This is a genomic window from Catenovulum agarivorans YM01 (assembly GCF_000281085.1).
GTDB lineage: Bacteria > Pseudomonadota > Gammaproteobacteria > Enterobacterales > Alteromonadaceae > Catenovulum > Catenovulum agarivorans.
Window position 1 is genome coordinate 226,192 of sequence record NZ_JH767524.1, and the last position, 22,195, is coordinate 248,386.

Annotated in this window: 18 protein-coding genes; 6 read left to right on the forward strand and 12 right to left on the reverse strand. The window is 40.3% G+C overall.

The window, feature by feature from the left end; translation table 11 throughout:
• Nucleotides 1-355 precede the first annotated feature (355 nt).
• The gene (locus WSC_RS0107065) at nt 356-943 is read left to right on the forward strand and encodes a 5-formyltetrahydrofolate cyclo-ligase (protein ID WP_016955218.1); all 588 of its coding nucleotides are present in this window, start codon (nt 356-358) and stop codon (nt 941-943) included.
• Between the two features lie 4 nt (nt 944-947).
• On the opposite strand, the gene arsJ is transcribed toward WSC_RS0107065, so the two are convergent.
• From arsJ to WSC_RS0107085, 4 genes are read right to left on the reverse strand one after another with little or no spacing between them, the layout of a single operon-like run.
• Nucleotides 948-2,162: an organoarsenical effux MFS transporter ArsJ gene (gene arsJ / locus WSC_RS0107070; protein ID WP_016955219.1), complete on the reverse strand. Its 1,215-nt coding sequence runs from the start codon at nt 2,160-2,162 to the stop codon at nt 948-950.
• 12 nt (nt 2,163-2,174) lie between these two features.
• Nucleotides 2,175-3,179, reverse strand: coding sequence for an ArsJ-associated glyceraldehyde-3-phosphate dehydrogenase (locus WSC_RS0107075; protein WP_016955220.1), 1,005 nt, complete (start codon nt 3,177-3,179; stop codon nt 2,175-2,177).
• Between the two features lie 35 nt (nt 3,180-3,214).
• Nucleotides 3,215-4,234: an ACR3 family arsenite efflux transporter gene (arsB, locus tag WSC_RS0107080; protein ID WP_016955221.1), complete on the reverse strand. Its 1,020-nt coding sequence runs from the start codon at nt 4,232-4,234 to the stop codon at nt 3,215-3,217.
• A 12-nt stretch (nt 4,235-4,246) separates the two neighbouring features.
• Nucleotides 4,247-5,008, reverse strand: coding sequence for a metalloregulator ArsR/SmtB family transcription factor (locus WSC_RS0107085; protein ID WP_026016711.1), 762 nt, complete (start codon nt 5,006-5,008; stop codon nt 4,247-4,249).
• Between the two features lie 153 nt (nt 5,009-5,161).
• On the opposite strand from WSC_RS0107085, the gene rpiA reads away from it, so the two are divergent.
• From rpiA to bfr (WSC_RS0107105), 4 genes are all read left to right on the forward strand, one after another.
• The gene (gene rpiA, locus WSC_RS0107090; protein ID WP_016955223.1) at nt 5,162-5,815 is read left to right on the forward strand and encodes a ribose-5-phosphate isomerase RpiA; all 654 of its coding nucleotides are present in this window, start codon (nt 5,162-5,164) and stop codon (nt 5,813-5,815) included.
• A 399-nt stretch (nt 5,816-6,214) separates the two neighbouring features.
• Nucleotides 6,215-7,450, forward strand: coding sequence for a phosphoglycerate dehydrogenase (gene serA, locus WSC_RS0107095; RefSeq protein ID WP_016955224.1), 1,236 nt, complete (start codon nt 6,215-6,217; stop codon nt 7,448-7,450).
• A gap of 298 nt (nt 7,451-7,748) precedes the next feature.
• Complete coding sequence (bfr, locus tag WSC_RS0107100) at nt 7,749-8,213, forward strand: bacterioferritin (protein WP_016955225.1); 465 nt, start codon at nt 7,749-7,751, stop codon at nt 8,211-8,213.
• 15 nt (nt 8,214-8,228) lie between these two features.
• Nucleotides 8,229-8,696, forward strand: coding sequence for a bacterioferritin (bfr, locus tag WSC_RS0107105; protein ID WP_016955226.1), 468 nt, complete (start codon nt 8,229-8,231; stop codon nt 8,694-8,696).
• Between the two features lie 107 nt (nt 8,697-8,803).
• Here bfr (WSC_RS0107105) and WSC_RS0107110 read toward each other — a convergent pair whose 3' ends face one another.
• From WSC_RS0107110 to WSC_RS0107145, 8 genes are all read right to left on the reverse strand, one after another.
• Nucleotides 8,804-10,285, reverse strand: coding sequence for a tryptophan halogenase family protein (locus WSC_RS0107110; protein WP_016955227.1), 1,482 nt, complete (start codon nt 10,283-10,285; stop codon nt 8,804-8,806).
• Nucleotides 10,286-10,488: 203 nt separating this feature from the next.
• Complete coding sequence (locus WSC_RS0107115; RefSeq protein ID WP_016955228.1) at nt 10,489-13,578, reverse strand: TonB-dependent receptor; 3,090 nt, start codon at nt 13,576-13,578, stop codon at nt 10,489-10,491.
• A 277-nt stretch (nt 13,579-13,855) separates the two neighbouring features.
• Complete coding sequence (locus tag WSC_RS0107120) at nt 13,856-14,122, reverse strand: transposase (RefSeq protein WP_016955229.1); 267 nt, start codon at nt 14,120-14,122, stop codon at nt 13,856-13,858.
• 1 nt (nt 14,123) lies between these two features.
• Nucleotides 14,124-15,638, reverse strand: a complete 1,515-nt coding sequence (locus tag WSC_RS0107125; RefSeq protein WP_016955230.1) for a tryptophan halogenase family protein — start codon at nt 15,636-15,638, stop codon at nt 14,124-14,126.
• A 73-nt stretch (nt 15,639-15,711) separates the two neighbouring features.
• Nucleotides 15,712-18,627 carry a TonB-dependent receptor gene (locus WSC_RS0107130; protein ID WP_085953481.1) on the reverse strand — a complete coding sequence of 972 codons (2,916 nt, stop codon included), beginning with the start codon at nt 18,625-18,627 and terminating at the stop codon, nt 15,712-15,714.
• A gap of 161 nt (nt 18,628-18,788) precedes the next feature.
• Entirely contained in the window at nt 18,789-19,538 is a 750-nt protein-coding gene (locus tag WSC_RS0107135) for a LytR/AlgR family response regulator transcription factor (RefSeq protein WP_016955232.1), read from the reverse strand.
• Nucleotides 19,539-19,542: 4 nt separating this feature from the next.
• Nucleotides 19,543-20,640 carry a sensor histidine kinase gene (locus WSC_RS24015; RefSeq protein WP_016955233.1) on the reverse strand — a complete coding sequence of 366 codons (1,098 nt, stop codon included), beginning with the start codon at nt 20,638-20,640 and terminating at the stop codon, nt 19,543-19,545.
• A 102-nt stretch (nt 20,641-20,742) separates the two neighbouring features.
• Nucleotides 20,743-21,138 carry a GlcG/HbpS family heme-binding protein gene (locus WSC_RS0107145; protein WP_016955234.1) on the reverse strand — a complete coding sequence of 132 codons (396 nt, stop codon included), beginning with the start codon at nt 21,136-21,138 and terminating at the stop codon, nt 20,743-20,745.
• A 342-nt stretch (nt 21,139-21,480) separates the two neighbouring features.
• Between WSC_RS0107145 and WSC_RS0107150 the strand changes: the two genes are divergently transcribed.
• Nucleotides 21,481-22,194, forward strand: coding sequence for a spondin domain-containing protein (locus WSC_RS0107150; RefSeq protein WP_016955235.1), 714 nt, complete (start codon nt 21,481-21,483; stop codon nt 22,192-22,194).
• Nucleotide 22,195: the final 1 nt, after the last annotated feature.

Sequence of the window (22,195 nt, forward strand, 5' to 3'; positions counted from 1 at the left end):
TAAAGCAGTACTTAAAATTTACGGCAAAGATTACGCATCAAACGTGACAGAAAGTTGCCAGTTTTATGACAGTTGGATTACAAATTGTAATTTTGTATTTTTTTAGGCGTTTGTTTTAATTAGAAAAATGTCAGTCAATCAGCTCAAATGCTAGCTTAAAGCCCTATTAAATAAGGCATTTGGAAAATCAGCTCAATTTAGCGCTTAAATAATTACAGGATCTACTTGTAAATAAATTACCGTTATTTTTTACAATTTAATTACACAGGGCATTTATTTGTCATTCAGGTAGAATAAACAAACAGAGTTCAGTTAGATGTTTTATGGCTCAATTTAACCACTATGGTGACAAAGTATGAATGAATCAAACATTGCAATGTTACGCGCTGAACTGCGCAAAAAAATTAGGCTTAAACGCAACGCGCTTACAAGTGAACAACAAGCTAACGCAACACAAGTATTGCTAAAGCAGGTTATCGACTCTGGCATATTAAATGGTGTTAAGCAGTTTGCTGCCTATTTAGCCAATGATGGTGAAATTAATCCGAAGGCTTTAATTGACTATGCATGGCAAAACCATATGCAAACTTATTTGCCGGTACTGCACCCTTTCGCCAACGGCCATTTAGCGTTTTTACAGTACAACTCCAATAGTGAAATGCAACTCAACAAATACAATATTGCCGAGCCTAAGTTAAATTGCCTGAGTATTTGCCCAACATCCGAGTTGGAGTTGGTGTTTTTGCCTTTGGTCGCTTTTGATAAATTTGCCAACCGCATGGGCATGGGGGGTGGTTTTTACGATCGTACTTTTGCTAACAATACAACAACTAAACTTATTGGCCTTGCCCACGACTGTCAGCAAGTTGAAAAACTACCAATAGAATCTTGGGATGTACCGCTACACGCAATCATCACCCCAAGCCAAACTATAATGATTTAATTACTTAATTTTTGCTAGTTTGCGGTAGTTGCATGGAAATTAACGCAGTGATGGCAATAAAAATAAAAGAGATTACTAAACACGCGGCTAATCCATATAACTGATACACCCAACCAGACAGCACAGTACCAATCAACCGACCAAGTGCATTCGCCATGTAATAAAAACCGACATCAAGCGAAACACCATCGGCATCGGCCATGCTAACAATTAAATAACTGTGCAGTGATGAGTTAATTGCAAACAATACGCCAAAGACCAGTAGCCCACAGATCAAGCTAATTTCTATTGACCAATGAAAGTGCAGCGCAACTGCAATAAATAAAGTAACAACCGCAAGTAGTGTCGCCCATTTGCTTGTAGCAACGGCTGGTGACAAAGCTTGTTTAAAGTTAATCAGCTTAGGTACAATTGATTGAATAATGCCGTAGCCAATAACCCACAAGGCTAAAAAGCCTCCAACAGTCCAATGGTCCCAATTAAATACTTGGGATAAAAACACCGGCAGCGCAACAACAAACCAAACATCACGTGCGCCAAATAAAAACATTCTTGCGGCCGATAAAATATTTATCGCCCGACTTTTTGACAATATGTCGGTAAACTTAGGTTTTTGCTTGGCTTTGCCCAAATCATTTTTAAGTGCATATAGGCTATAACTCCAAACCAAACATAAAGCACCCGCCATTATTAACATAGCGCCTTTAAACGATACTAAAGTTAATAACAAACCACCTAAGAAAAAGCCGACACCTTTGAGCGCATTTTTAGAGCCGGTTAAAATGGCTACCCATTTAAATAGAGTACCTTCTTGGCCCGCCGCTACTAACATCTTAATTGAGCTTTTAGCACTCATTTTATTGAGGTCTTTGGCAATACCAGAAAGCGCTTGGGCAATCATCACATACACAACAGTTAAACATTCTGCTGGCACAGCTAACATTAGCAAAGCAACAATCTGAATGGCTAAACCAATATTCATGGTTTTATTTAGGCCTAAGCGCGCACCTAAATATCCACCCACTAGGTTAGTGATAACGCCAAATATTTCGTAAAACGAAAACAACATGGCAATGCTAAGTGGTGAATACCCTAGTGCATGAAAATGCAGCACCACCAACATGCGTAATGCACCGTCAGTTAGGGTAAACGCCCAATAGTTGCCAGTTACAATTAGATATTGTTTTATGTCGGCCGATAAATTTGCCAAGCGCTTCATAACAATTTCCTCTTATAGCGACAAGGCAACCTTGCGAGTTAACTCTGCTGTACGGTTTGAATAACCCCATTCGTTATCATACCAAGCATATAATTTAACTTGAGTTTCGTTCACCACCATAGTCGACAAAGCGTCAATGGTACTTGAGCGAGGATCAGTTTTATAATCTATCGAAACCAAAGGTTTTTCTTCGTAACCTAAAATGCCTTTTAGCTCACCTTCTGCGGCTTCTTTCATCCACGCATTAATTTCTTCAGCCGTTGTAGCGCGGCTTACTTCAAATACGCAGTCAGTTAATGACGCATTGGTTAATGGTACACGTACCGCATGGCCATTTAATTTACCTTTGAGTTCAGGGAAAATATGTGTAATGGCGGTTGCTGAGCCAGTAGTAGTTGGAATTAAACTGCTGCCACATGCACGAGCGCGACGTAAATCTTTGTGCGGTGCGTCGATAATGGTTTGGGTATTAGTAATGTCGTGAATTGTCGTCATTGAGCCATGTTTAATGCCGATTTTATCTTGTAGCACTTTAACGACAGGCGCTAAACAGTTAGTCGTGCAAGAAGCAGCTGTAACTATGTTGTGCTCATCCGCATTGTATAAATTATCATTCACGCCCATTACCACATTCAATACACCGGCTTCTTTTACCGGCGCTGTAACGACAACTTTTTTGACGCCTTGGTCTAAATATTTTTGCAGCAAGTCTGTTTTGTTCATTTTGCCTGACGCTTCAATAACTATGTCGCAGTTCGACCAATCCGTTTCTTCAATTGTTTTGTTTTGTGTTACTTGAATTGCATGGCCGTCAACCACAATGCTCGACTCTGTATGCTCTACTTGTTTATCCCATTTACCATGCACTGAATCATAAGTGATTAAATGAGCTAAAGTTTCAGCACTGCCAGCTAGATCGTTTATTTGCACAAATTCAATATCTGCATAATCAAAAGCAGCGCGAAAAGTTAAACGTCCCATACGGCCAAAACCGTTAATACCTACTTTAATAGTCATTGTAAATTTTCTCTCAATTTTTAAAGTTAAACTGTCTATTCAAACCAGTGTCGAGTTCTGTTCACTAATGCAACAAGAGACAACATCACTGGCACTTCAACCAATACGCCTACAACAGTGGCCAAAGCGGCCCCCGAGTGTAATCCAAATAACGAGATAGCAACGGCCACTGCCAATTCAAAAAAGTTTGATGTTCCAATTAAACAAGCTGGCGCGGCTATGCTGTGCTTTAATTTAAGTTTTAATGCGATAAAAAATGTAATTGCGAAAATACCGTAGGTTTGTAATAACAGCGGAATAGCGATTAGCACTAAATTTAACGGCTGTGCCACAATGGTATTGGCCTGAAATGCAAACAACAAAACTACAGTCGCCAATAAACCGATAATTGAAAAAGGTTTAAGTTTATTGAGTAATTGACTAATAGCCGCGTTATTTTCGGCAGATTTATTTAAGTAATTACGCGTTAATACGCCCGCAAATAGCGGGAATATCACGTACAAAACAACTGATATGAGCAAAGTACCCCAAGGTACCTGAATATCCGACACACCAAGTAAATATCCGGCTATTGGCGCAAAAGCAAATATCATAATAATGTCGTTAATTGATACTTGAACTAGGGTGTAATTGGCATCTCCTTTGGTTAAATGTGACCAAACAAATACCATGGCTGTACATGGCGCTACCCCCAATAAAATCATACCAGCTATATATTCTTGTGCGGTTTGCGCAGACACCCAGTCAGCAAATATACCTTCAAAAAACCACCATCCAAGTGCAGCCATAGAAAAAGGTTTTATCAACCAGTTAATTACAAGAGTTAACACCACACCTTGTGGATTTTTCCCAACTTCTCGAATGCTCGCAAATTCAATTTGTACCATCATTGGATAGATCATTAACCAAATGAGTACAGCAATTACCAAATTCACTTTAGCAACTTCTAGCTGAGCAACAAACGCAAACACGCTGGGATAAAGCAAACCAAGGCCAATTCCTATAACAATAGCTATCGCCACCCACACAGATAAATAACGTTCAAAACTTCCCACAATATCCCCTTGTTAACTACAGCATTTAGCCATACGTGCAGGCCGGTCACCCATAACATTTAGCCTATTGAGTTCTTGTTCGATAAAATTGGGTTCGTTAACCACAGTTGAGGTAATCACTTGTTTCATCCAAATGGGTAAAGTTGGGTTAAGTGAATAAAAAACCCACTGTTGGTATTTACGATCGGACAAAATACCTGCTTTTTTTAACTGAGCTAGATGACGTGAAACCTTTGGCTGACTGTCTTGTGCAAGTGCAACCATTAATTCACATACGCATACCTCTTGCTCAACCGCGATAATCAATAAAGTTTTTAGCCGAATATCATCCGCTAGAGACTTATAAAAGCGCGTCGGCGAAATTGAATCAGGTTTTAAGTGCTCTAATTCAAGTGAAAAAGTTTTTATCCGTTCGTTGAGTTCTTGCAGCGTTTTTTCAAATGGATTTGCCCCTTCGCGTGATTTAGGCCCAGTAAAATCCCATGCCAAACAATTGCTACCATTCACTCTGCCATCACATTCGGTGGCCGCTTTATCACACAAGGTAATAACATAATCAAAATGTTGTTCAGCAAATTCATCCACATGCTTGGAAGTTAAGTTTTCTGTTGGCAAACCAAAATGCTCAATAGCGGACAAGGTACGAGCATCAACTTCACCAGGATTGGAACCAGCGCTATACACTTGGTATTTCCCTTTACCATGATGTTTGAGCAAAGCTTCGGCCATAATCGACCGTGCAGAATTTTCAGTGCACAAGAACAATATTTTCAAAACACGCTCCATAATATTTTTGTTATATACTAAATTTATTATATAAATATGCAACTGGTTTAAATGAAATAATCGCAAATAAAAAACGACTAAGTTGTTAAGCAAGCTCGAGGTTAGTTATACTGTCGCCACTTTTACGAGGAGCCGTCGCACATGAACCAGAATGAAAAGAAAAAAGCTGTCGCCGAAGCTGCTATTCAATACGTTGAAAAAGGCAGTATTGTTGGCGTTGGCACAGGAAGTACTACTAACTTTTTTATCGATGCATTAGCCCCACTCGCCGATGATTTGAAAGGCGCTGTGTCTAGCTCTGAAGCATCAACTGAAAGACTAAAAGCTTTAGGCATAGAAGTATTTGATTTAAACGAAGTTGACTCATTTGACATTTATGTTGATGGCGCTGACGAAGTTAATCCACAAAGCCACATGATAAAAGGTGGTGGCGCAGCTCTCACCCGCGAAAAAATTGTATCAGCTGTAGCTAAACGCTTTATTTGTATTGTTGACGACTCAAAAGAAGTTGACGTTATGGGTAAGTTCCCATTACCGGTTGAAGTTATCCCTATGGCACGCAGCTATGTGGCACGCGAAATTGTTAAATTAGGTGGTGATCCTGTATATCGTCAAGGCGTAGTAACCGACAATGGCAACGTGATTTTAGATGTACACAACTTACAAATTACCGATGCAGTTGAGCTAGAAAGCAAGTTAAACCAAATTGTTGGTGTGGTTACTAATGGCTTATTTGCTATGCGTGGTGCCGATGTGGTTTTAGTTGCAACCGACAATGGTGTTAAAACCCGTTAAACAAGCTGTTAAATCTTGTTATTTTAGCCGAACTTCAGAGAAACCTAACCGTTTTTCCGGCTAAAAATAACGCAAAAAAAGATGCGTTTTTTTTAAATACTCAAACTACCTGAAGCTGCTATTTTCAGAGCTATCTCAGAGCTCTCAATACAAGGCATGTTAATGCGGGAATGTAGGCACCTTTCAAATTAACATAACGCAGTAGTGGGGGCTCTGAGAAGCTCCCGAAGGGCAATGCTAAAAAGCATTTATACTGCGTTATTGATTTTGATAAGGGTCCACCATTGCCAGCAATCAATGCCTTGTCTAAATGCTTTTTATCTATTGCTGAAATCTAGCATCTTCAGGTAGTTTGAGTATATAATTGCGCCCAATTTAAAGTAATGCCCTGGAAACCCAATGAGTAAATATTCTTTATCTAAAGATAAAATCAAAATCCTTTTATTAGAAGGTGTGCATCAAAGTGCGGTTAAAACTTTGAACAATGCGGGTTATACCAATATTGAGTACCACAAAGCCTCGTTACCAGAAGACGAGTTGCTAGCTGCAATTAAAGATGCACATTTTGTTGGTATTCGTTCACGTACTCATTTAACTCGTGAAATTTTACAACAAGCTGAAAAATTAATCGGTGTTGGCTGTTTTTGTATTGGTACAAACCAAGTTGATTTACAAGCAGCACAAGAATTCGGTATTCCGGTATTTAACGCACCTTTCTCAAATACGCGTTCAGTTGCTGAATTAGTTATCGGCGAAATTTTATTATTGTTCCGTCGTATCCCTGAAAAGAGCATGTTAGCTCATCAAGGTATTTGGGAAAAATCAGCTAACGGCTCTATTGAAGCTCGTGGCAAAACGCTAGGTATTATCGGTTACGGCCATATAGGCACTCAGTTAGGTATTTTGGCTGAAACTATTGGTATGAACGTTATTTTCTACGATATCGAAGATAAATTACCACTAGGCAATGCAAAACAAGTTCACGATATGAACGAGTTATTAGCACAAGCTGATGCGGTAAGTTTACACGTACCAGAAAATGCCAGCACTAAAGATATGTTTGGTGCAGAGCAGTTCAAAGCGATGAAAAAAGGCGCTATGTTCTTAAATGCTTCTCGCGGTACAGTCGTTGATATCGAAGCTTTAGCTGAGTTTTTAGCTGGTGAGCAACCACATTTAGGTGGCGCTGCAATTGACGTATTCCCAGTTGAACCTAAGTCAAATGACGAAGAGTTCGTAACGCCTTTACGTGGCCTAGGCAATGTATTGTTAACCCCACACATTGGTGGTTCAACGTTAGAAGCGCAAGAAAACATTGGTATTGAAGTAGCGGGTAAATTGGCTAAATACAGTGACAATGGTTCTACGTTATCAGCGGTTAACTTCCCTGAAGTTTCTCTACCTTCACACGAAGGCCGCAGCCGCTTGTTACACATCCACAAAAACCAACCTGGTGTGTTAACTAAAATTAACCAGGCGTTTGCTGAAAAAGGTATTAATATTTCAGCTCAGTTCTTACAAACTGTTGCTGACATAGGTTACGTTGTATTAGAAGTAGATTCTGACGACAGCGAAGCTGCATTAAACCAATTAAAAGCAATTGACGGCACAATTAGAGCACGTGTATTGCTTTAATAAACATAAGTCAATTAATGCTTAACGATTAAAAGGAGCTTAGGCTCCTTTTTTGTTATTAATTTCAAATACTAACTTAGATTTCTAGATACACTGCCTCACTAGTAAAATACTGGTCATATATATTCCCTCCCTTACAATTGTCTTTGCAATAATTATCAGCAGCAGTAGCAATAACAGGAATGGTAATGAGAACAGTTATTCTTTGCAAACCATTGAATTTTAAAGATTTTTTTGACAAAAATCAAATTTAGTCTATACTTTGTTCATCTTTGGCGTAACGCGCGTGAGGCATACCATGAAAGGTGACAAGCAAGTTATTGATATGTTGAATAAAGTTCTGACTGCAGAGCTTACCTCTATTAACCAATTTTTCTTACATGCTCGTATGTACAAAAATTGGGGACTATCTGAATTAAACGAAAAAAGTTACAAAAAATCGATTAAAGACATGAAACAAGCTGACGAAATTATCGAGCGTGTTTTAATGCTAGAAGGTTTACCAAATTTACAGCGTTTAGGCTCACTTCGTATTGGCGAAAGCACTGAAGAAATGCTCAAGTGCGATATGGAGTTTCAAGTTGAACAAGTCGCTTTATTAAAACAAGCTGTCGCTTTGTGTGAAACTGCGCAAGATTATGTAACTCGAGATATTTTAGAAGAAATTTTAGAATATGAAGAAGAGCATATTGATTGGATTGAAACCCAACAATACCAAATCGACAATATGGGGATTGCCAACTATCTCCAATCGCAACTGTAATTGGAGGATATGACCATGAAAGGCAATGCTAAAGTAATCAAATCGCTTAACAAATTGTTAGCGTTCGAATTAGCAGCAATGGATCAATACTTTATCCATTCACGCATGTACCAAGACTGGGGCTTAAATAAGTTATACGAACGTATTGACCACGAATTTGATGACGAGAAGTCACATGCCTCTTTGTTAATCGAGCGTATTTTATTTTTAGAAGGCACACCAGACATGACTAAACGAGATGGTTTAGTTATAGGTACAGATGTTCCTTCTATGTTAGAAAGTGATTTACGTGTTGAATATGCAGTAGGCAAAGCATTAAAAGAAGTCATCGCATTGTGTGAAAAAGAGCAAGATTACGTAACCCGTGAAATGCTTGAAAAATTACTCGACGACACTGAAGAAGATCACGCATATTGGTTAGAGCAACAATTGCGCTTAATCAAAATGTTGGGTATTCAAAACTACTTACAATCGCAAATTTAAGCTGCTTTCAAGCCATAGAAAGCCGTACTATATGTGAGTCATTCGGGTTAAGTGAATTGGTAAAAGGGGCGCTCATTGAGCGCCCCTTTTTTCTCTGAGAGTTCTTGCTAATTCGCAAGTGGCGACGGACAAAACTGCTGAATAAACTGCCAATGCTCAGGCAACTGATTAACCGTATTGTCAATGCCATCTTTAATAGATTTTAAGAAGTTTTGTAGCTCTTCATCCGACATATTATCAACAATCGGATGATAATGTTCAGGTACTAAACCTTGACCTATCATGACTTGCTGCCACGAATCATCAAACAGCTCGTTATTTTTTCTAAATACTTTACCGGTTTGTTGAAACAGCTCTAACCTATGTGCAAGCGTCTCAGGCACTTGCATATTTCGGCAGTAATGCCAGAAGTCGGCGTCATCTCTGTTGGTCACTTTATAGTGCATAATAATAAAGTCGCGGATGGCTTCCACATCAACTTTAGTTTGTTCATTAAACTCGTCGATATCACACTGTTTAACCCCATCGTATGGGAATATGCGTAACAAACGCACGATAGCTTGTTGAATTAAATGAATACTGGTTGACTCTAGTGGCTCTAAAAAGCCGCTGGATAAACCAACTGCCACACAGTTTTTATGCCAATGTTTACGGCGTGTACCAGTTCTAAATTTGATCACTCTTGGCTCGGTTAACGCCTCACCTTCAATATTGTTTAGCAGGGTTTGTTTTGCCTCGTCATCTGAGACATATTTGCTTGAATAAACTATGCCGTTGCCAACACGATTTTGCAGTGGAATGCGCCACTGCCAGCCAAACGGGTGCGCAATAGAGCGAGTATAGGCGCGTGGTTTCTCGACAGCTTTTGTTTGAATGGCAATTGCGCTATCGCAAGGCAACCAATGTGACCAATCTTCAAATCCTGCGTGTAATGTTTGCTCTATCAATAATCCACGCTGGCCAGTGCAATCTAAAAATAAATCGCCTTCAATAACTTGGCCATTTTCCATTTCAAGAGACTGAATAAAACCATTTTCAGAACACACATTTACTTTGCCAATTTTGCCTTCAATGCGTTTAATGCCGTGCTGCTCAGCTATACCTCGTAAAAACTTAGCATATAAAGAAGCATCCATATGATAAGCGTAGTTAATACCGTTTTTTGGCAGTTGCGCGAAACGGTTGCGTTTAGCCGCGACTTGCTCGATGCAATAATCACCATAGTCAGACGCAAAACCCTTGTCACGACCTTTTTTCCAAAAGTGTTGAAAACCCGCAGCCCAACAATCGCGGCCGGTTACCCCAAACGCATGAATATAATCTTCATTTACATCGCGCCAATTTTCAAAACTGATCCCAAGCTTAAAGGTGGCATTCACCGCCTTCATAAACTCAGCTTCATTAATTTTTAACAGTCTGTGGTAAAAAATGAGGGTTGGTATGGTTGCCTCACCCACACCAACTGTTCCGATTTCTTCTGATTCAATTAAGGTGACTTCTAAGTTATTGATCAATTTGGTTAGTGCTGCCGCTGCCATCCATCCTGCGGTACCACCACCTGCAATCACTACTTTTGTAACTTTATTCATGTGTATGCCTTATGTTTAAACTTATACTGCCCGTTTAGGGTCTTATTATTTACTTTCCACAAAAGAAAGCGCATTCATAACCTGCAGCATAACAAACGATTAACATCATCAGCAATAGTATTGAGTTAATCTAAATCAAAAAAGCCGCTAATGATAACTCAATTAGCGGCACACTAAGGTTACTACAAGGTCAAACAAAGGTTTTAGAAGGTGTAACGTGCACCAAAGTTATAGCGAGTACCGGTTTGCTCAATTAAATAAGTCATTAACTGATGACGACCATAGTCGCGGGTATATTCATCGGTTAAGTTTATCGCCTCAGCAAATATCGAGAAATTCTCGTTAATCTCGAAACTAACATTAGCATCTAACTGGCCATACGCCTGAGTGTATACAGGTGCTGGACCAATTGGATCATCTGTATCTTTCAAGAAATCATCACGCCAGTTATAAGCTAAGCGTATCTGCAAACCGTCTTTGTCATAAAAACCTACAATGTTGTATGAATCTGACAAACCAATAAGCGGTGCTTCTTGGTCTCCTAGTACACCATTGTCATATGTCAGGTCACTATTTACAAAAGTGGCATTAACAATTGCGCCAAATCCTGAGTCGCCAAATAGGTGTTGTACAGCAAATTCGAAACCATCTAAGGTTTTCTTGTCTTGATTTACCGGTTGGCTAAATTCAATACTCAGTATGTCGTTTTCAGTCGGATGGCCCCAAATTTTCGCTGCTTCACCCGTTGTTGCATTTGGCCCTTCGATATAAGTACCATCAATTCCATTTTGATTGATAATTTCAGCACGGATATCGGCAGGGCTATCATCGCCAACCTGAGCAACCGCGTCATTATATCTATCACCTAACACAGGGCTTGTAACGTTAAATGGCGAATCAATAAAGGTTTTAGTCGCGATAAAGTTGTCAACAGATTTATCAAAATAACCAACTGAGATGTAACTACCTTCTGCATAATACCACTCAACAGATAAATCAATATTCTGTGATTCGACAGGCAAGAGATCAGGGTTACCCCAGCTACCGGTTGCTTTATCTAAACGAACTTCATTTAATCTTTGCCCTGCAGTTAAATTACCATACGCCGCACGTCCAATAGTTTCGCTATAAGAAGCTTTAACCAATAAATCGTCGATTACTTCTAATTGAATGTCTAGATTAGGTAAGACATAGTTGTAACTGCCTGTGCCATGAGCAAACACTTGTTCGCCACGCTCAATCTTAAACTCATTGTCTGAGATCCAACCAACGCGATTGATTGTCGGTAACAATGTATTAGAGGTGACATCGGTTTTTTCATAACGTAAACCGGCATAAATAGTCGCGGGCATTGGGCCTATATCAAATACTAATTTAGACATAACATAAGCACTTAACGATTCTTCTTTGGTACGTCTGTCTTCTGAATATTCAGAAGGCGCACAGATAGTTGTACCACAAGGCCAAGTCGCAGGGTCGTTTACATCACCATATTTCTCACCGACTATTTTTGCTATGGCATCAAAATCCGGCGCCCAAAATTCGTTAATCATATTTGATTTATCACCTGGCAAGTTATCGAAGCGATCTGCCATAGTAGAGCGGCTTGCTTCTAATAATTCGTTCGGCACATCATCAAATTGACCAACCCCACCCCAAGTTGCGCGCTCAGCAAAACCATAGGCATTACGATTGTCGACAACATTATTGCCGATACCAAAGTCGATACTTTCAACTACGCCATCATCAAAAGTCCACTTACCATTTAATTGTAACTGGTCAATTTCCGATCTCATGTATGAGTTACGGAAACTGGTCCCTGTCGTTCGCACACGATCTGGTTCTAAATGAGAGGTATAATCTAACGGGTTATCCTTAGCACCGTCGAAGTCATCTATCGAATATTCAGATGGAAATTTAACGCTTGCGACTGGGAATTCGGAGCTAAAATCAATTGTGGTTTCACCGCGAATATTAGTCGCCATTTGAATGGTATTACTGTTACCGTAAATGGTGTTTGGTTTAGCTTCAGCACTTGAGCTATGGTAATCCAAAGTAAATTTTAAATTATCAGTTGCTTGATACTCTAAGTTAAAACCAACTGATTTATTTTCATTCACTTGGCCGCTTTTTTCAACTTGACTCACTAAGTCAGCATAGGTTAAGTCTCCAGGTTGATGACCAAATGGTGTATCAACCTCTGGTGCAACACCTGTATTGTTTTCAGTGATAATTATAGGCGCTGCAACCCCATCTGAGCTTGTATCCGTCCACACGCTAGAGGTATGACCGAAGTTCATCCACACAGAATGAATATTTTGCTGCACATCTACATCATACTTAGAATAAGTATAATCTAGTGTCGCAGTTAACGCGTCAAATGGTCTAAATTGCAAAGTTAATTGGCCGTTCGTGCGAGTTCGGTCAACTTCTTTAAAACCATATAACAAATTCTGAGGCACTGAATACACGCCAGAAGTAGGCTGATTTACATGTGGATCAACCGAGTCATCGGTTGGTGCTGCGGGTATAGTTCCCCAACCTTCGTCACCAGCATTAAATGATCGCCAACCATTACCCACTTCTGCACGAGCCGCACCATTTTGGCGATTTTGATAGCTACCAGAAAAAGAAATACCTATAGTGTCGTCGGCAAATGTATTACTAAACAAACCAGAAATTTCTGGTGTTAACGAGTCGCCAGAATCTGTCGAAGTATCGTGAACAGCTTTAACTCCAACAGTTAATTTTAAACCTGGTGAAGCAAGTGGTCTGTGGGTAGACAAGTTAATCGTAGAGCCGATACCACCTGTTGCAATATTTGCACGGCCGGTTTTATATACTTCAACACCACTTACACCTTCAGACGCTAAGTTAGCAAAATCGAATGACCGAGAATCGGAAGCGCTAGTCGCATTAATATTGGCTGTCGGCATTTGACGACCATTTAACGTAACTAAGTTGTAATCCGGGCCAAAACCACGCACTGTAACTTTACTACCTTCACCATTACTGCGATCAATTGATACACCAGTAATACGTTGTAGTGATTCCGCTAAGTTGGTATCAGGAAACTTACCCATATCTTCGGCAGAAATTGCATCGACAATACCCGGTGCTTCTCGTTTAACATCCATTGAACGCATTAAACTGCCGCGTATACCTTTTACTTGAATAACTTCAGTATCCGCCGCCTCTTCTGCAAATACAGGTGCAGATGTAAATGCAGTGGTACTCAAAACCAGTGACAAACTAGTTGCAAGTTTTGTTTTATTAAACTTATTATTTTTCATTTGTGTTCACCCATGTGTTGGAAAACTTGATTGTGGCCCCTTTGCCAATGTAATCATTTACATTAAAAAACAAAAAAAATCAGTTTAAATTGAAATTAAATGTAAACATTTACACAATCTAATCGATCATTTTTACTACGTCAACAACTTTTGCTCACAAAACCAGCAAAACAACATACATATATTTAACAATAGATAAGAAAGTAGTCGAAAAAGAGTGAAAAAACAATTCAAATAAGCAGAAAAAGCGCTTAAAAACCCAATGTAAACGATTAAGTTAACTTTCAGCTTTAATATGCAGCATTTTAGTAAGTTGTTGTAGGTCTTTAAGCTGGCGCTCAAGATCTACAACTGTGTATTGAAGTTGATTGAGCTCATTAATATGCTGCCGGTACAATTCGCCGCGGCGATATTGGGTGATCCACTGCAGTAATTTGCGTTTACCAACATTATTTTGTTCAGCGACAGCGCATAAACTTGTATTGCTGTGAACAACAGCTTCAATGCATTTTAGTTTGAAGGCTAATGATTCATTGGCCGACATGTTACATACCTAGAGTTTGAGCCTGTGAAGGGTAATTTAAACCACAAGCGTGGATAAATTGCTGAATTTTGTCTATGGAGTATTGTTTAGCAAAGTCATTGCCTTCAATCAGCTGCGATTTTTCTGGGAAATGCCCATACCCTGCCAATAAACAATGCCAAGATACGCTCGGGTAATACTTATCGATTTGCTGGCGTGTTAATTCATCAGACAAATTCTGACCGCTAAACCAAGTTTTTAAAATGTGCTGTAAAGAGTCTGACAAGTTTTGATTAGCTGCATTATCACGCCAATAAAGTGTGTCACTGCGTGTGTTCAGCTTGTAATGCGCAACAATATAATCGCGGATCGCATTAAAACGTGCTGTCATTTGTTGGTTGTATTCCGCTTGTAATTGGTTGCTAAAGCCACCTTTACTCAGCGCATCAATAAAACCTTCTATACCTTCTTGCACTATATGCAAAGCGGTTGCTTCTAATGGTTCGATAAAACCTTGTGACAAACCAATAGCCACACAGTTTTTATACCAATGCTTATCTACCTGCCCAACTCGCATATTAATATGCCGCGCTGATATGTCACTCGCTTCAATATTTAACCTTATACGCAGTTCTCGTTCGGCCTGCTCTGCATTTGTGTATCCACTGCTATAAACATAACCAAAACCTGTTCTGTGTTGCAGCGGTATTTGCCACATCCAACCATGCTTTAGTGCAGTGGAAATTGTTTGGCTCATTAGTGGCTGCTGCTTGTTGCGGGGCACACTTAACACCACAGCTTTGTCATTAAATAAATTGTTGGCAAACAACTGGAAAGGTACGGCAAGGCTCTGCTGTAATAGAAGAGATTGAAAGCCTGAGCAATCAACAAAATAATCAGCTGAAAAGGTTTGGCCGTCTTGCGCGAATAGCTGATTTATGTTGCCGGCAATATCTTGCTCAACATGCTCAATAGTTGCGCTCGCTACTGTTACCCCCAACTGCTGGGCTTTGCTTTTGAGTATGCGTGCGACTTTGGCCGCGTCAAAGTGATAACCATAGTTTACTTCAAACGGAAAGTTTGCCGCTGAAATAGGCGCTTTATTCTGCTTGGCTAAATGCGTAGTCAGAAAAAAGTGATCTGGATGTGCGTTTAAATCAATGCCCTTTCGAATTAAAAAGCTGTTGTGAAAAAAACCTGGCACTGTGTGATCATCCACTTGTGTCGGAAAAGGATGGAAGTATTGTTTAAAACCAGCGCGAGTAGACCAATCGACAAAACGAATGCCATTTTTGTATGTGGCATGGCAAACTGGCATCCATTCTTGTTCGCTAATATCCAATGTATCAAATAGTTTTTTAAGTTGTGGAGTTGAACCTTCACCTACACCAACACTTGGTACTTTATCTGATTCAATTAGCGTGATTTGCACTTTTTCAGTTGGGCTGTCTGCGTGGCGGTTGAGCCAATGTTTTGCCATTAAACATGCCGTCATCCAACCTGCAGTGCCGCCACCTAAGATGCATATTTTTTTCATCTAGCTTGCTCCGTAACTCTGTTGATAAAAGCTCACAGCCATATAGCTGCGAGCTTAGTTATGTTAGCGACAACTAAAAGTTGAAGTTTGCGCCAACAAAGAATTGACGGCCAAAACTATGGTAACGCCCTGTGGATAACGGTGTGCCATAAGTCGATGAATTGGACTCATTGGTTAAGTTATTCACTTGCAGCACGGCATCTACCCCATTGTTGAAGTTATAACTTACTTGCCAGTCAACAATTAGGTATTCGTCTGCTAGCTCAAAAGTCGCACCACCCGGTGTTGCACCGTTGTAGATGTATTCGTCGCGATACCTAGCATTAAAATGGGTACTTAAATTATCGATATCCCAAAATACAGTTGCGCTCCAAACGTGCTCAGATAAACCAGGCAAACTCACCTGCACATTGGTAAAGGTATTACCACCGTCTAAACCTATTTCACTGTCGGTATATGAGTAGTTGGCGTTAATCCCTAAACCAGAAAACACGCCAGGTAATTGGTCGAATATTGTGGTGAAAGCAAGCTCTAAACCTTGCATATAACCGCCTTCAGCTGTGTTGCGTACCGTTTGATACTGGCCTTCAACAAAACCTTCAGGTGCTTCTAAACCAATTTCAGACCAAGCGATATCCCCTTCGTTATAGGTAATTGATTCAACAACTGATTCAATGTCTTTATAGAAAATAGCCGCGGTAAATGCGCCACCATTCTCGGTGAAATATTCGTATGAAAGATCGTACTGAGTCGCTCTAAACGGATCTAAGTTTGGATTACCTTTAGACCAAACATTGTATCTAGGACTAGTACCATCGTTGGCAGTGTCTGCCCAAGAGCCAGCGCCACCACGCAATTGATAAACAGGTGGACGACCTAATACTTTAGCCGCAGCAAAACGGATTTGCTCTTGCTCTGATATTTGGAAATTTAAGTTTATCGATGGCAAGGTATCAGTATATTCAGGGCCGTATTTGACATTTTCGTAGTCATTACGGGTAACACCATTGTCATCAGTAATTTCATCGCCAACCAAGCCACCTTGTAGCTGCTGAATACCTATGGTTTTGGTATCAGTTCTGACAACACGTACACCAAAGTTACCTGTTACCCCAACATTCCCAAGGTCGGTATTAAAGTTAGCCATTACATATCCAGCACTAACTTTTTCTTCAACCGAGCCACTTTCAATTAAAGTCCAGTTGTGATTCCAAGTTTGCTGCGCTTCATAACCACCAGCGCCAAATGTTGCGTCAGCTAGGCCTGCCATGTCAGTAATTTCAAGAAATTGAATACCGTCTAACTCAGTAACCTTGGTAAAACCATCCAGCGATCTTGGCGTACAATCGTAACCATAATGATTAAACTCACAGGTGGTATTCGGGTCGCTTACCACTGCGCCATCTGGCATTTGGTAACCTTTTTGCCCTTCACGTGTGCCCCATCTAAATACACTACGTTTATCTCCAAAACGACGCTCAGACAAACGAGTACCAAATTCAATTGAAGTGAAAAAATCACTTTCTAGATGCAATTTAAAATCTAGTTTGGCGCTGTCTATTTTATCTGTATATCTGTGCGGGAAGCGCTCAAAAATACCTAAACGCATGTAGTCTAGATCTGTGTAATCAGTATTGAGCGCCACACTTGGCATTTGCTGATTTTGATAAGCAAAAGTAATTTGTTGGTCTGACTTTTCTTGCCAAGTGTCTACTTGTACTTGGTTTCCGTCATCATCTGTAACTGTGTCAGTGCCAAACTCATAAGCATGCATACTCGCTATCATATCCATACGCGTTTTTTCGCCTTCACTGCGCGCGATATCAAGTTTTACTTCCAGTTTGTCACCTAAATATTCAACATTTAAACCATAGCTGTCGGTAGTTGCATCTGTTGTTTGGTCTTCTGAGCGCATTTCAAACCAAGGGCCGTTGTACGCCATATTGTGCACTGTACCACCAACTAACCAGTCGTTGTCGTCTAGTGCACCTTCAGCTTGTGGAACAATTTCATAAACTGGGTTTGCCACATCATAAAGGTTTATCGACTTTTCCATGCCTTCGAAATTTAGGCCGTGGCGAAAGTCTTCTGACTTGAACGTAGAGCGGAAGTAATCAACTGCAACTTTAAAATTATCTGTTGGTTGATAGACAGTAGTGAATAACATGCCGGTACGCTCGTCTTTACCACGTGCATATCTCAGCTGTATGCCATCAAGTGAGCGTACTCGAGTGTCATCTTGGCGATAATCTTGGCGATTGCTTGGCTCGTGTGCATCAAAACCTTTAAAGAAATTAGGTTGGTCAAGCACTGCCACACCTGCTGCGACCCCTAAAGTATCGTTTAAAAATTTACCTTGGTACGACAAACTCAGTCTGTGACCTGATTTTTCGCCGTCGATATCATCCGCTTCGTCATTCCAAGAATATCGAGCTGAGCCAGAAAAGCTGTGCTGTTTTTCCGCGTTAAGTGGATTAGCGGTTTTTAACTCAACAGTTGCGGCAACCCCACCTTCAACTAAAGAAGCTTTAGGTGACTTATATACAGCAGCTTGATTAATTAATTCTGCCGGATATTGGTCAAAAGAGATCCAACGGCTACCAGCAGTATAACCACTGGTACTAGCCTGCTCACGACCATTGAGTGTGGTTTGAATAAAGTCGCCATCCATACCACGAATATTTAATTGAGACGATTGGCCACTGGCGCGAATAGTTGTCACGCCAGGTAAACGCCCCAAAGCGTCTGCTATAGATACGTCTGGCAATGAGTTTAAATCACCCGCGTCTATTACTTCACTAACAGTGTCGTTAAAACGCTTTTTATCAATTGAGCCTAAAATACTGCGGCGAATACCACGAATTTCTATAACTTCGGTTTCTTCATCTTGTTCTATTACATTATTTTGTTGTGCCAAGATTGTCGTTGGAGCAGATATGCCAGCAGCAGTAAGCGCCAACATAAGTAGGTTGGGTTTAAAGTTTTTCACTGTGTTCCCTCTGTTTTTGTTTATCGTTTGTATGTGTGCCTGCTAGTTGCAGGTATATACCCAAGCTACTTGAAGATGCATGTTTCAGAGCTTGGGAATATCAGTCTAATCACAGAGGTTAATAAGATGTTGTAAATTATGATAAGCGGCAGAATAGTCGGCTAAAAGGCATAATTGTTTTTTAGTTGGCTGGCATGCCTGCGCGAAACTTCAACTAAATGAGCATTATTTAGGGTTAAGCGAAAGCCGCCATTAACCCAAGGTTCGACGTTTTCAACATAAGTTAAATTAACAATATTTTGTCGGTTAGCACGAAAAAACATCTGCTCAGGCAAACGCTCTGCCAGTTTCAGCAAAGACTTATATACAAAAGCTTTGTGCAATTGACTGCTGTGGCTGTGCTGATAAAAATACAGTAGTGAGTGATTGCCACAATTTTCAATGCGCTGAATTTGTTTAAGGGCAACCAAATAACAATTGTCGCCATCTTTGACAAAAATTCTATCTTGTTCAGAAAATGGCGAACTCACAACTTCAGGCTCGCTTGTTTCTGGCATGTGCAATTTTTTGATTGCTGCAGCTAACCTTTGTGGATGCACAGGTTTTACCAAATAATCGACTGTGTGATAGTCGAACGACCTAATCGCATACTCTGAATAAGCAGTAATAAATATTACTTTCACTTCGGTGTTAATTTGCTCAAGCAAAGCAAAACCATCTTGCTCTGGCAAATGAATATCCAACAAGATTAACTCAATTGTTTGTTGTCTAGCCTGTTGCTGTTTTATCAGCTCGAGTGCTTCTACTACATTGCTCGCTTCAGCAACTAACTCTATTTCTGGGTGTTTTGCCAACATGGCTTTTAAGTCTTCTCGGGCCAGATATGAGTCTTCAACAATCAATGTACGCATTTTCTTATCCTAATTGCAGCGGCATATTCAGCTGAGCAACAACTTTTCCGTCAGTTTCTGTTAGTTGAAAGTTAGCTTGGTTGGCATAAACCAGCTGTAGTCTTTGCGTTAAGTTGCTTAAACCAACACCCGTTTTATCTTGGCTAGAAGTTTGTTTATGTGTGGGATTAAGCGTGCCACAATTACTCACTTCAATGTTTAATTGCTGCTTGTCATGCTTAATTATTAGCTTAAGTTCAGTGGCGGATTTGCGTTGATCTACCCCGTGTTTCAGCGCATTTTCAACCAGTGTTTGTATCGCCAAAGGTGGCACCAGCGCTTGTTCTAAACCCTGGTCAATGTGTTTGCTAAAAACTAAGCGCTCGGCAAATTGCAATTGGGCAATATCAATTAAACAATCTACTATCGCGAGTTCACTCGCCAGTGGAATTTTATCTGTTTGTTGATGAGCAAGTGAAAAACGCAAGATTTGCGACAACGCAGTTATCATCTCAATTGCTTGCTCAGCGTTAATGCGAATTAAACTGCGGATATTATTTAAACTATTAAACAAAAAGTGTGGGTTAAGTTGAGTGTGCAAGGCATCCAATTGCGCTTGTTTTAACGCCTGCTGCAGCTGTAAGTTTTCCAGCTTAGTTGCAAAATGTAATTTGCGGTGTTCGACAAAACAATACAGCGCACACCAACCCAACACAATAAACATGCAGCTAAACACATTCCACGCTAGCTCTAACACCCTGTGTTTAGTTTCACCTTGCACAATCACACTTTGATATAAGCTTTCAACCAATACCCACTTTGCAGACAGGAAGCTAACAGCCATGCTCAACGAACAAGCAAGCGTGCTGACAATTAAACTCGCCAGCGCAATATATTTGGCTAAGCGATACAGGTTGAGGTGTTGCCAAGCATTTTTTAAATACAAATAACGAAAGACAAAACAGCCGAGCAACATAAACAAAATTTTGCTACCTGAGCTCAGTACTGTGTACAGCAACCAATCAGGCGATGGCAGCATTAATACTGCGACCACCAGCAGGTAACAAAAAAAGATAATAAAATGGAACAGCCAAAACAATGGCTCTTTTGACCAAAATGACATAACTGAACTTACAACAACTTACCCAAGGGCTAAATCTACTTGTGTGAAGATGTTTTGACAAATAAACATGACAAGCGGTTTATAGCCGTGATAAACGGCAAACTATAAACTAATCTTCAGCACATTTAACGCTAACGCTTCGTCATCTTCTTCAGCTAAACCACTAATGCCAATTGCGCCAATTGCACCTTGGTTGCTTTCAATAGGTACACCACCTGCGATACCGGTAAATTTAGCATCCGTCCAATAAGCTAGATCTTTACCTGTTTGTTGCGCCCACTTTGCGAGTGACGATGTTTTTTGTCTATCTCGCGCTGAGGTATAAGCTTTGTTTTGTGCAAGCACACCGGCATGAAAGGCGGTGCCATCCATTTTGGCATAGGCGAGCAATTCGCCGTGAGTATCCACTATCGCGACTGCGACATGCTGATTTTTGCTGGTGGCAATTTCAATTGTGTTGGTGATTAGTTGTTGGGCTAGTTTTAAAGTTAGATTCATTTGAATTTTCTTTTATTAAGGTGATTTCTGAAAAGTGATAGAGCAATAATTTAGAGCAAAATCTCTTTTTCATGGATGAAAAAGCGAAGCATACAAGGACGTACTTGCTGCGTTTTTGCGATAATTATGCTCTAGCACTTTGGTGCTAATCCCTGCTATTAAAGCTTAGATCTGAGTCTAATGTCCTACACAGATTAAACAATCACCCAAACTCCACACCTCGAACTATTGTACGAAAACAACTTGGGATACTTTTGTGATAATTACTTATATTGTTTTGCGATAGTTATTTTCGACAATGATTCTGACCTGATAACTCAATTTCTTTGACGGAGAATCAAAATGAAAAAAACAGCTCAATCACTCGCAAAAAACGCAGTCATGGCTGCAGCATTGGCTGCAACAGCTTTTTCAGCTCAAGCAGCTGAACTAGATATTAAACTTTATAACTTAACTCACGGCATTACCTTTACCCCTGTAGTAGTGGCAGCGCACGACAGCCAAACTATGTTGTTTAAAGTAGGTGATACCGCGTCTGCCGCATTACAAAAAATGGCTGAAGGTGGCGCAATTGATGATTTATCTAGCCAAGTAACAACTGCTGGTGGTGTTGTAGTCGAGAATCCAGCGCAAGGTATGTTAGGCGCAGGTGCTATGACTATGGCCATGCTAGATACCCAAGACAATATGTATTTGTCATTAACAGCTATGTTATTGCCAACTAACGATGGTTTTGTTGGTTTAGATAGCTGGAAAATTCCATCAGAAGCTGGCACTTACACTGTATGGTTAAATGCTTATGATGCAGGCACTGAAGCAAACGATGAAATTATCAATGGTGGTGGTGCTTCTGGCACACCCGGTATTCCAGTTGCACCAAATAGCGATGGTGGTACTGGTGCATCTGGCGTGCGCAGCACTGAAAGCAACAACATGGTACATATCCACCCAGGCAATATTGGTGACACTGACGCCACAGGCGGTATTTCAGATGTGGATAGCCGAGTACACCGTTGGTTAAACCCAGTTGCAAAATTAGTGGTAACAGTTAAGTAAG

Bases quoted from the DNA above. Each gene is read 5' to 3' on its own strand.
- WSC_RS0107125 (WP_016955230.1), bottom strand. From the start codon at position 15,638: ATGAAAAAAATATGCATCTTAGGTGGCGGCACTGCAGGTTGGATGACG.
- WSC_RS24015 (WP_016955233.1), bottom strand. From the start codon at position 20,640: ATGTCATTTTGGTCAAAAGAGCCATTGTTTTGGCTGTTCCATTTTATT.
- WSC_RS0107150 (WP_016955235.1), top strand. From the start codon at position 21,481: ATGAAAAAAACAGCTCAATCACTCGCAAAAAACGCAGTCATGGCTGCA.
- WSC_RS0107075 (WP_016955220.1), bottom strand. From the start codon at position 3,179: ATGACTATTAAAGTAGGTATTAACGGTTTTGGCCGTATGGGACGTTTA.
- WSC_RS0107120 (WP_016955229.1), bottom strand. From the start codon at position 14,122: ATGTCGGCCAATGAATCATTAGCCTTCAAACTAAAATGCATTGAAGCT.
- serA (WP_016955224.1), top strand. From the start codon at position 6,215: ATGAGTAAATATTCTTTATCTAAAGATAAAATCAAAATCCTTTTATTA.
- WSC_RS0107115 (WP_016955228.1), bottom strand. From the start codon at position 13,578: ATGAAAAATAATAAGTTTAATAAAACAAAACTTGCAACTAGTTTGTCA.
- WSC_RS0107110 (WP_016955227.1), bottom strand. From the start codon at position 10,285: ATGAATAAAGTTACAAAAGTAGTGATTGCAGGTGGTGGTACCGCAGGA.
- rpiA (WP_016955223.1), top strand. From the start codon at position 5,162: ATGAACCAGAATGAAAAGAAAAAAGCTGTCGCCGAAGCTGCTATTCAA.
- WSC_RS0107135 (WP_016955232.1), bottom strand. From the start codon at position 19,538: ATGCGTACATTGATTGTTGAAGACTCATATCTGGCCCGAGAAGACTTA.
- arsJ (WP_016955219.1), bottom strand. From the start codon at position 2,162: ATGAAGCGCTTGGCAAATTTATCGGCCGACATAAAACAATATCTAATT.
- bfr (WP_016955225.1), top strand. From the start codon at position 7,749: ATGAAAGGTGACAAGCAAGTTATTGATATGTTGAATAAAGTTCTGACT.
- WSC_RS0107065 (WP_016955218.1), top strand. From the start codon at position 356: ATGAATGAATCAAACATTGCAATGTTACGCGCTGAACTGCGCAAAAAA.
- bfr (WP_016955226.1), top strand. From the start codon at position 8,229: ATGAAAGGCAATGCTAAAGTAATCAAATCGCTTAACAAATTGTTAGCG.
- WSC_RS0107145 (WP_016955234.1), bottom strand. From the start codon at position 21,138: ATGAATCTAACTTTAAAACTAGCCCAACAACTAATCACCAACACAATT.